General features: G+C 61.7%; 2 protein-coding genes. Both read right to left on the bottom strand.

Translation table 11 applies throughout. From position 1 onward, the window contains the following. The coding region (locus EOA33_RS30425) for an acyltransferase family protein (RefSeq protein ID WP_145989360.1) at window positions 1-1,575 on the bottom strand (1,575 nt) is incomplete at its 3' end. 52 nt (window positions 1,576-1,627) lie between these two features. Next, a partial coding sequence (locus tag EOA33_RS38750; protein WP_190234416.1) for an acyltransferase family protein occupies window positions 1,628-2,933 on the bottom strand: 1,306 nt, incomplete at its 5' end.

Below are 2,933 nucleotides of genomic sequence, written 5' to 3' on the forward strand. Positions count from 1 at the left end.
GTATCCGGGCCACCGCTGGGCTTGCACGATGGCGGAGATCCCTCCCGCTTTCAGCCACCGAGCGGCTTGATCAGTCGCCACGCGGCAATGTTGCGTGACCGCGCCGTTGGTCCGGGTCTGAAGATTCGCTCCGAAATAGCAGTTGCCCGCTTGCGCCAACAGGAAATGAAAGTCCTTCCCACCAAGCTCTTCCAGAGCGCGCGTGTAGTGGTCGACGTGCGAGTCCCCGACAACGAGGATTTTCCTTGGGCTCTTGAGATTTCCGAATTCGCAGAAGTCCGGGCAGCCCAGCGAACCGGTGATCGCTTTCAATGCCGCGCTATCGGCCAGTTCTGTTCCAGCGGCAACCGATGGCACACGCCAGGGCAGGCCATCCCGCATCGACCAGCTGACCAGCGCGAAGGAGACAATGCCTGCCAAGGCAAGCCTGGGAGGCGAGACGAATCCGCGGCCGGCCCGGCAGGGCTGTTCAACCAGGTGAAACATCAAGACGGCCAGGGCGAACGCCAGGAAACCGGCTAGCATCGTTTCCGTTGGCGACAGCGGCCGAAGCAGGGCGTACTCGCAAAATACGATCACGGGCCAATGGACGAGGTAGAGCGAATAGCTGATGCGTCCGATGTAGGCTGTCGGCTTGTTGCGTAAGACAAGGCTTACCCATTGCGAGCGATCGGCATGCAGCACCATCGCTGCGCCCAGGGTCGGGGGAAGCGCGTTCCAGGCCGGGGGTGCCGCACCGCCATCGAGAAAGAAGATGCCACCCCCGATGATAGCCAGCCCCAGCAAGGCGATAAACTCGTGAGCTATGACGGAGGGGGGCTTCCGAAGCCAGACCAATGTCGCTCCGCAAGCGAACTCGAAAACGCGAAAGGGCGTGTTGTAAAAGACGGTGGCGCGGCCGTCCGCAATCCAGTCCGCCGCCCGCGTTCCCGAAAGCAGCCAAAATGACCCGTCCTGGAACGCCAGGATAAGGCAGAAGCCTGAGATCGCCATGGCCAGAACAGGCCAGAACACGCGCCGCCGGAAGACGATCCAAAGAAGTGTCAGCAGCAGCGGCCAGACGAGGTAGAACTGCCACTCCACGCACAGCGACCAGGTATGAAGGAGCGGTTTGACGCGCGCGCCGAGATCGAAATAGCCGGACTCGCGCCAGAAGAGGACGTTCGAAACGCCGAACGTCGCGGCCAGAAGAGACCCGGCGAAGCTCTCCATATGCTGCGGCGCAAACAGAAGAAACGCCGCGACGCTCGAGACCGCCAGCGTCATGAAAAAGGCTGGCAGTAGCCGCCGCGCCCGGCGCGAATAGAACTGAGCGAGGCTGAAACAGCCCGCTTCGATCTCGGCTGCCACGATCTGGGTGATCAGGAAGCCGCTGATGACGAAAAAGACGTCGACGCCGGCGAAGCCGCCGGTGAACCCTGAGATTCTCAGATGGAAGAAAAGCACAGCCAGGACGGCGAGAGCTCTAAGCCCGTCTACGTCCGCCCGGTGAACGATTGGTGCGATCGCTGTGGCACCTCGAGGCAACGGCTGCGGGCCAGCCGGCACCTCATCCGATCGAGAAGCCGTGTCCATCCTCAAGGCTGGACCGCCACTGCCATTGTTGTCGTGCCGTTCCTCATCGTCATCAATTGCTGCGATGCGCCGCCAAAAGCTTCGGGTTGACGGTCTCTGACATCCGGAGCTGGCCTCCGTCGGCGGCAAGAGCCGGGAAGAAACCGATCATTCTTGCGAGCTCGCCGTCTGTGACGGGTCCAAGATTCCTGCGAATGTGCGATGCATCGCGATAGATGAACTCGCCGTTGACGTAGGTGGTGCAATGTCTGTTCGGGCACATGCCATTCACCGGATCCAGGAAGAATACCCGGTCCTTCCTGGCCAGGGATCCGAGCGCCGCGACCGTCGGCGCCCATATCTTCAGTATTCTTTCGCTATCCATCTCCGTTGAACAACGCCGCAAAATCTTGGTTTCCCGCATCGCTGCACACGAGGTGAGATCCAGACCCGGCCCCGGAACCTGGCCGACAATCCCGATTCGTCGATGATGCGTGGTGATCTCCGCGACGAGGCTTTGCAAACCGTCGCGCAGCAACAGCACTTTGTCGGCGTTGCGCCCATCGTCAGCTCGGACATCGGTGGTGGCAAGGCTGGTCCAGGCGGATGACAGCACGACAATGTCGATGTCCGAGCGCCGACCCAGCATGCCGACCGCCGCCTGCCGGGACGATGCACAGATTTCCTGATAGCGGGGCTGCCCAGGGTAGGCGCGGTTGACGCCCTTCCCAAAAGCCGCCGGGCAAGCCCGGTACAGGAAGAAAGCGGTGTCTTCCCGCTGTCCGACGACGTCCAGCAGCGGCGCAAGATGCTCTGCATGACTGTCGCCCCAAAGCATGCCGCGGTGCTTCGCTTTTTCCCAGGGCGCGCCAAAGGCGCAAAACGTGCTGCCCAGTTCGGGTATCCTGACCATCTGCGGACAAGGCCAATCCCACATGACTTCGAGACTGCGCAGGGCCTCAACCTCTTTCGGAATCCTGCTGGTGAACCCACCGGCTTCGGAGATTGAATTGCCGCTTAAACCAACCATCAGCGCTGCGACGGCGCCGGCAGTGACGCTTCTCATCGGCGGTGCCCGCCAACTGCGCACAGGTTCTTCGACAAATCGCCAGGAGAGATAGGCCGTCAGAAAGCTGCCTGCGATCAGGACCGATGCCTCCGCGGCTGTCGGATTCGCGGTGCCCGCGTAGTGACGGAAGAAGACCAGAATCGGCCAATGCCACAGGTAGAGGCTGTAAGAAATCTTTCCCGTCAGGCGGAGCGGAGCGGTCGAAAGGAATCGCGACACGAACGAGCGCGAATGCGGCCAGACCAGAACGGCAGCGCCTGCCACTGGAATGACTGCGTTGGCTCCGGGAAACGGCTGGTCCGGCGACAGC

This window comes from Mesorhizobium sp. M4A.F.Ca.ET.050.02.1.1, assembly GCF_003997725.1.
In the GTDB taxonomy this organism is placed as follows: domain Bacteria; phylum Pseudomonadota; class Alphaproteobacteria; order Rhizobiales; family Rhizobiaceae; genus Mesorhizobium.